The sequence below is a fragment of the Psychrobacillus sp. genome, from assembly GCF_056205495.1.
In genome coordinates, this window is record NZ_JBAEAP010000304.1 from 1 (window position 1) to 6,656 (window position 6,656).

Annotated in this window: 9 protein-coding genes; 4 read left to right on the forward strand and 5 right to left on the reverse strand. The window is 37.4% G+C overall.

Annotated elements, in window-relative coordinates:
- A partial coding sequence (locus tag AC06OU_RS08855; RefSeq protein WP_475855275.1) for a sensor histidine kinase occupies positions 1-549 on the forward strand: 549 nt, incomplete at its 5' end.
- Between the two features lie 140 nt (positions 550-689).
- Here the strand turns inward: AC06OU_RS08855 and AC06OU_RS08860 are convergent.
- The 5 genes from AC06OU_RS08860 to AC06OU_RS08880 are packed head-to-tail and all read right to left on the reverse strand — an operon-like array spanning position 690 to position 3,227.
- Complete coding sequence (locus AC06OU_RS08860; protein WP_475855277.1) at positions 690-1,163, reverse strand: GNAT family N-acetyltransferase; 474 nt, start codon at positions 1,161-1,163, stop codon at positions 690-692.
- Positions 1,160-1,474 (reverse strand): hypothetical protein, encoded by a 315-nt coding sequence (locus AC06OU_RS08865; RefSeq protein ID WP_475855278.1) that lies wholly within the window; start codon positions 1,472-1,474, stop codon positions 1,160-1,162. Before AC06OU_RS08865 ends, AC06OU_RS08860 begins: the two co-directional genes overlap by 4 nt.
- Positions 1,461-1,646 carry a hypothetical protein gene (locus AC06OU_RS08870; RefSeq protein WP_475855279.1) on the reverse strand — a complete coding sequence of 62 codons (186 nt, stop codon included), beginning with the start codon at positions 1,644-1,646 and terminating at the stop codon, positions 1,461-1,463. The genes AC06OU_RS08865 and AC06OU_RS08870 overlap by 14 nt, the downstream gene beginning before the upstream one ends.
- Entirely contained in the window at positions 1,643-2,200 is a 558-nt protein-coding gene (locus AC06OU_RS08875; RefSeq protein WP_475855280.1) for a GNAT family N-acetyltransferase, read from the reverse strand. The genes AC06OU_RS08870 and AC06OU_RS08875 overlap by 4 nt, the downstream gene beginning before the upstream one ends.
- A 4-nt stretch (positions 2,201-2,204) precedes the next feature.
- Entirely contained in the window at positions 2,205-3,227 is a 1,023-nt protein-coding gene (locus AC06OU_RS08880; RefSeq protein ID WP_475855282.1) for a serine hydrolase domain-containing protein, read from the reverse strand.
- Positions 3,228-3,349: 122 nt separating this feature from the next.
- On the opposite strand from AC06OU_RS08880, the gene AC06OU_RS08885 reads away from it, so the two are divergent.
- From AC06OU_RS08885 to AC06OU_RS08895, 3 genes are read left to right on the forward strand one after another with little or no spacing between them, the layout of a single operon-like run.
- The gene (locus AC06OU_RS08885; RefSeq protein ID WP_475855283.1) at positions 3,350-4,252 is read left to right on the forward strand and encodes a DoxX-like family protein; all 903 of its coding nucleotides are present in this window, start codon (positions 3,350-3,352) and stop codon (positions 4,250-4,252) included.
- Between the two features lie 12 nt (positions 4,253-4,264).
- The gene (locus AC06OU_RS08890) at positions 4,265-4,876 is read left to right on the forward strand and encodes a DUF4166 domain-containing protein (RefSeq protein ID WP_475855284.1); all 612 of its coding nucleotides are present in this window, start codon (positions 4,265-4,267) and stop codon (positions 4,874-4,876) included.
- Positions 4,866-6,422, forward strand: coding sequence for a YndJ family protein (locus tag AC06OU_RS08895; RefSeq protein ID WP_475855285.1), 1,557 nt, complete (start codon positions 4,866-4,868; stop codon positions 6,420-6,422). The genes AC06OU_RS08890 and AC06OU_RS08895 overlap by 11 nt, the downstream gene beginning before the upstream one ends.
- The last annotated feature ends 234 nt before the right edge of the window (positions 6,423-6,656 follow it).

Consider the following 6,656-nt stretch of genomic DNA (forward strand, 5'->3'; position numbering starts at 1 on the left):
TTTTTTATTTGTTTTACTCTTAAGGAGTGTGGAGAATACTTGGGCATGTTATTTTATGCAAAGCTACAAGCTGTGCATGTTGACTATAGCTTGAAAAAGGTCTCTATTGTGGAATGCTTTGAAGATGTATTACTAGAGCTACAATCGTTATTGGAAGAGCAACATGTAAACGTTCATACGGAGATAAAGGAGATAAACGTTGCATCTGATGAAAGAGTGCTTCATTTTATTTTGATCCAATTACTTGTAAATGCAATTAAATATCGAAACGTAGATAGTGAAAGTTTCATTTGGATAGAAACAGGTTTTGATCATGCAAAAGACAGCTATTATGTTAAAGTAGCTGACAATGGACTAGGCGTCTTACAATCAGATTTACCATTTATATTTGATAAAGGATTTACAGGAGATGCTAGTAATCAAAAGCGGTCTACAGGGTTGGGATTGTCTTTAGTGAAAAAATTATGTGACGATTTGCAAGTTGAAATTGAGGTTAAGTCAGAACACAAACGTGGTTTTACCATTCAGCTGCTTTTTCCGAAGGTTTAAAGGTTTTTCTGAAATCTTAATGAATGAGTAAGCAATGTCACCAAACCCTAGTTTAGAAATCTTTTATAAAAGTTCCCTTAACGCTACCTTAACTTTTAATACCTCACTTAATTAGCAATAATAAAAACAGCCAAGGAACCTCATTCCTCGGCTGTTTCATAAAGCATTTTAACAAACTCATAGCTTCCACCATTAGTAGTCTGATTAAAAGTTTCTAGCTCTTTAAAGCCTATCTGTTTATACAACGCTATAGCTCGTTTGTTAAAGGTTGCTACGGATAAAGTAATCGCTGCAGGTTGGAACATACTTTGAGCAAACTGTATGCCTGCCCTCAAGAAATCGGTTCCTTTACCCTTACCCGTTAAATTTGGCTGCATTCCCAGTCCAATATCAAATACTTGAGGCGCTACCAAAGTAAAACTAAAGAACCCTATGAGCTTCTCCTTCTCCATAACGACGTAGTATTCGTCCTTACGACTTACCGGGTCTAGAAATTCCTCCAGGTCTTCCTCGTCTGCTTCCATATTATAAAAGGAATACGGCTCCTCATAGTGCCAGTTATAAGCAATGTCCTCGGCCTGCTCCTGAGTCATCGGTTGAAGTATATAACTCAAGCGGTTTTTCTCCTTTTAAAAAAGTAAATAAGAAGATTTAATATACTCAACAGCGTAATAGTAAAAAACATATACATAGAAGCTGGGTCGCCTGATAAATTAAGCTCGTCTACAATAATTCCCTCCAAAAATAAAAGCTGAGCACAAACTACAATAGAAATAATAGAGACAATAGAAATGGTGAACGCTGTTATCCATTTTGGAGTTTTAAAGAGCGCTAGCGCTATAAGTAAAATTACAGCTATAACTAGAAACGTTATAAAGACTGGTCTCATTAATGTGAACGTACTAAAAGCTTCAATACTGTACATTTGATCCCTCCAACAGACAAAAAGTAAGAAAAAATAATAGAATGAACAGAATTACTGCAGACAGTACTTTTTGATTGTGATAATTTTTACCGTCTTTTAATTTTTGGAGCAGTGTTATTATATTTAAAAATAACAGCACTCCAAGTGCGGGGATGATTAAAAGCCATATCATCTTTCTTCCCCCTCTTGTATTAATTTACTTACAAGCTCTTCCCTTCTCAAGTCCTTTCCCATAATGACATATGGTCCATCGTTTGCAGAAGGAAAGAAATTTTCTTTAACCACGATCCATCCTGATTTTGCATATAAAGCTTGCGCTACTAAATTACTAGCCTTGGTTGTTAATACAGACGTCTTCATCGCGCAATTGTTCACTAATTTTTCTAATAATCTTTTACCTAATCCATTTCCTCGGTATGAGGGGTGAACTAATAGCTCTACAAATTCAAAGCAATCTGTTAACCATATGTTTGCTTCTTCCACTGTTAATTCCTGCTCTAGAAGTCCTCGATAGTACTGTCCATCCTCTGATTTGTAACCATACGCAAATCCAATGCATTCGTTGGTATCGGTATATGCTACAATTCCAAGAAAACCATCATAATTGGCATGCTTTTGTATTCTTTCGAAGAAGTCATCCTCTTCTTTTTGCCATACGGCTTGATAAAGCATCGCCATTTCCTCTGTCATATGTACGCTATGATCAAATTGCTTAATAATAATCATTCACTTACCCCTCCTGTAAACTTTTCATTACACTGTCTCCAAAGGACCTTATGTCCGCAAGAAAATCATGGTTCTCTGGTGATCCAAAGCTATTGACCATCCGAACTGCCACGATTTCGTGTTCTGGAATGACTAGCACGGCAACACCTGTGAATCCTAAAATTTGATACGACCCGCGCGGAACTAATTCTCCAAGCTCCGTTTTTTTTGCCGGTAAATCCTTTACAAACCAAAGGAAACCATGCTGAGGCAAATCCTTGTCAATTGTACTCGGACTTATAAGAGACGTAGATAGCTGAATAACTTCTTTTGGTATTACCTGCTTGTTATCTATGTATCCCCGCTTTAAATGAAGGTAACCCCAATAGGCTAAATCTCTTGCAGAAGTGAACATGTTCATCTGATCGCCCTTTGTACTGTTTGTTGGTATTTGTTTAGGTTGGCCGGACGGATCAATGACCTCTGCAAGCTTAGGTTGAATTTCTGTATACCAGTCACTCTCATTCAAGCCAAGTGGTCGAAAAACCTCTTCTTTTAGTAACTCTGCTACCGTTTGGCCTGTTGTAACCTTTACTATTTGAGTAAGCAGATTTATATTAACTTGTCTATAGGCCCAGCTCTCCCCTGGTAAAAACTCTCGAATAATTTTACCTTCTAGCTCCGTTAGCCCATGCGTATGTGTCAATAAATGTCTAATTGTAGTTCCGTGAAAAACCTCTTCCTCCAAACCCGCAATATATTTTGTCACTTCATCATCTATCGATTCGATATAACCATGATGCACCGCATACGCGACAGCAAATCCTATATAGCTTTTTCGAACAGATGCCACGTAAAACTGGGTATCCTCCTGTACTTCTCTAGCTTCTGGTCTACTAGATTGAGTGCCCCAATATTGTTCAGTAACAATTTTATCTTTATGAATGACTATAACTGCCGCTCCAGTTGCATAGACAGCATCATACGTATTTTTCACATGATTGATAACTGGATTGAATCTAGTTTGTAAATTTTTATTTAACTGCATATTACTAACCTCGTTTCCTTGGATGACGTAGCTAAAAGTGGCTGGCTGGTGCGCTACTTTATTTCTTATTCTTTATTACTAGTAGAAAGTCCTTTATGTTAATCTAATAAGGAGGTGAGATTATGAAAAATAAACCAATTTATGTAGAGACTAGTATCTCTAGCGATATGGAAAAGGTATGGGAGGCATCTCAAAATCCCCAGCTACATGAACAATGGGATTTGCGTTTTTCTTCTATCACCTATTTACCCAAAAAAGAAGATGAACCACAGCTATTTGAATATAAAACGAATATAGGATTTGGCTTTAGTATTTCGGGTTGGGGGAAAAGTGTCGGTACCTTTCATGCGAAGGACAACTCTAGAACATCCTCGCTGCATTTCGGTACTGCCCAAAAGATTTCTCCTATAAAAGAAGGTAAGGGATATTGGAAGTATGAGCAGGGGCAAGACGGCATCAAATTTTTCACCCTGTATGATTATGATGTTCGTTTCGGGACATTAGGGAAAATGATGGATCGACTATTATTTCGCCCGATGATGGGATGGGCCACTGCTCTTAGCTTTGATGTATTTAAGAGGTGGCTCGAAAAAGGTGACACTCCATCCAATCAGTATGTACGATTCTTCAGTCACTGGCTTATTACCATTCTGTTCTTTTTTGTTTGGGTGTATCACGGCCTCGTTCCAAAATTAATATTAATGCATCCAGAGGAAGTATCAATGACCCAGGGCATGCTTCCCTTAACAGTGAACGAAGCTCAAAATATCGTTTCAACGGCAGGTGCTATCGAAATAATATTCGGTCTCCTATGGCTACTATATAGCAATAAGCGAAGATTACTGAAAATTCAAGTCGTTGTTTTTCCATTACTTACACTCTCCACTTTAATAGGAGACGCCACCGTATTTGGTGATCCATTTAACCCCCTTACATTTAACTTAACGCTGTTTGTTCTATCCGTTATCGGATTGCTGGTTAGTAAAGACATTCCAACTGCCAAAAGCTGTAAGCGTTCAAGATAAGGAGTTTTTCATATGTCTATTTATAAAGAAATGCTTGGAGAACAATTCGAGCGACTGCAGCCAATGCTCAAGCGGCGGTATACTATTTCTTCTGAAAAGGCCTTCCAGGCAACAGGAGTCATGACAAAAATAACTAGTGGTCCGAAATGGTTGTCACCTTTCTTTCGTATAGCCACTCGTTGGAAGTTTTTATTTCCTGAGCAAGGAGAGAATGTACCATTTCAAATTGTTAATAAAGGGCAGCTAGGTCCAAACGGCGAACAACAGGTTCACTGGGAGAGAACGTTCTTCTTCCCAAACCAAACAAGGCATTTCAATGCGCTGATGAGCTTAGAGAAGAGTAAGCGTGCAGTAAGGGACTATCTTGGGGAGCCGAGCTTGTTCTATTCTGAGCTCGTATTCATTGTCACAGAGGAAGGACATCTTCAAATTGAATCTAGTAAACAGCGTCTTGTATTAGGCAAGCTGGAAATCCCCTTACCAAGGCTGTTAAAAGGAAATGTTCTTGTTAAAGAGTGTTATGTAGAAAAGAAAGACGTATTTTCTATTCATGTGTTAATTACTAATCCTTTACTTGGTACATTATTCGAGTATAAAGGGGTGTTTCAAACAGATGACCTATAAAGGAATTGCAATCTCCCACACTATTTTATTTCTCATAGTTGCTGCTTTTAGCGTAGAGCCCTGGTATTTTCTTATGCTATCCGTAGCTCAGATATTATTTGTTCCACTCGTCTTAAAATTAGTTTTGAAAGATGATCATCTGACCTATTACTTTGTCATTCCAGCTGTGATAGCTGTTTCTATTTTACAGATTACCGAAGATTCAAGGATTGATTCCTTGCTCGCGCTTATCTATCTCCTATTTACTTTTATCGTTGCCATATATGGATTTAAACGATTTATTAACAGAGGCTTCACCAATATAGAAGAGTTTGCGATTGATATGGGGATGATGTATTTATTCATCGGAGGGCTTTGGTTTGTTGCTTCTGTTCTTGAAATAGATACAGGATTTACTCTTATTTTAACGTGGCTGACAGGAATTCACTTTCATTATTCTTCCTTTTTATTGCCTGTTTTTATAGGTTTTTTAGGGCGAGTTTATAAACCTGCCAGCTACCCTTGGCTTACAGCTATCATTTTAATATCTCCTTTAGTCGTTGCAATCGGAATCACTTTTTCTACTACATTAGAATTTATATCCGTACTTTTATATATGATTGGAATATATGGTTTTATCGTTCTAGCTATTAAGGCGACATATAAAAATGGCTATCAGAAAAGCCTGATTGTTACTTCCTTTGGAGCTCTAGGTGTAACGATCCTGTTCTCTCTTTTGTATGCGACAGGGAATGCTTTTGGTCTTTTTGGCGTAACGATAGATTTTATGCTTAAGTTTCATGGATTTCTTAATTGCTTCTTATTCGCTTTCATCGGTCTTCTCGGCTGGTCCATTTGGACACCGCCATCCCGTTATCAGAAACCCCAGTTCCCTATTAGCAAGATCAAAGGTAAAGGAACTGTTGGTGAGAAAGTTTTAGATGACTATCACATCAATAAAAACCATACGGGCTTAGTCGATGATATGAGCATTTTTGTAGATAAAGAGTCACTTCCACCTATGATTAGTAATTTTTATGAGCAAACAATGCATTATCGACTATTTTCCACTGTTCATTGGCATGCTTGGTTCAAGCCTTTTGCCGCATTATATGGATTGTTTAGTTCCAGAGTGCAGCAGCTGAATCTACCATTAACCTCCAAGGAGATGGAAATGACCGGAGATATAATAGCAATCGAGGATGGACGTACCAATACAAGGGCTTGGGTCCGAAAAATTGAAACAAACACCGTCTTTGTTGCACTATATTCATTTCATACAAGAGACGAGCAAGCGTATATGAATATCTCTCTCCCTTTACCTTGGTCATCTATGGTTGGCGTATTAGCATTACAGGAAAGAGACGGAAAGCTACTTTTAACTAGTAGGGGTAGCTTAGAATCTGACGCAGGAATTTACTTGTCTTATAGAAAAAACATCTTCAAGCTTCCATTGGAGGAGCAATTTCTACTAGAGGAAAAAAATAAGATTCTTACTGCTAAACATGAGATGCGTATTTTCTCCATTCCTTTTTTAACGATTAATTATAGGATTTTGTTGAAATAGTATGGAAAAGAAAGAATCCCAGAGATCACGATTTTTTTATCTATTAAAATTAATTTCACAAGTCATTTTTTTAAAATAAAACAAGAACAATTAATAGAGAATTTTATATACTTTTATAATTGTAAGTAGAATTGATTTTCGCTCTAGCCGGACGCTTTCCGCTACAATCAATAAATTAGGAATTGTTCTTGTCAATAGGTCTAGTTCTGTTTGATTAAATTGACTCCTATTAGG

What these genes read in the sequence shown, in the direction of transcription:
- AC06OU_RS08865 (WP_475855278.1), bottom strand. Translation starts at nt 1,474, where the DNA reads ATGTACAGTATTGAAGCTTTTAGTACGTTCACATTAATGAGACCAGTC.
- AC06OU_RS08870 (WP_475855279.1), bottom strand. Translation starts at nt 1,646, where the DNA reads ATGATATGGCTTTTAATCATCCCCGCACTTGGAGTGCTGTTATTTTTA.
- AC06OU_RS08875 (WP_475855280.1), bottom strand. Translation starts at nt 2,200, where the DNA reads ATGATTATTATTAAGCAATTTGATCATAGCGTACATATGACAGAGGAA.
- AC06OU_RS08880 (WP_475855282.1), bottom strand. Translation starts at nt 3,227, where the DNA reads ATGCAGTTAAATAAAAATTTACAAACTAGATTCAATCCAGTTATCAAT.
- AC06OU_RS08885 (WP_475855283.1), top strand. Translation starts at nt 3,350, where the DNA reads ATGAAAAATAAACCAATTTATGTAGAGACTAGTATCTCTAGCGATATG.
- AC06OU_RS08890 (WP_475855284.1), top strand. Translation starts at nt 4,265, where the DNA reads ATGTCTATTTATAAAGAAATGCTTGGAGAACAATTCGAGCGACTGCAG.
- AC06OU_RS08895 (WP_475855285.1), top strand. Translation starts at nt 4,866, where the DNA reads ATGACCTATAAAGGAATTGCAATCTCCCACACTATTTTATTTCTCATA.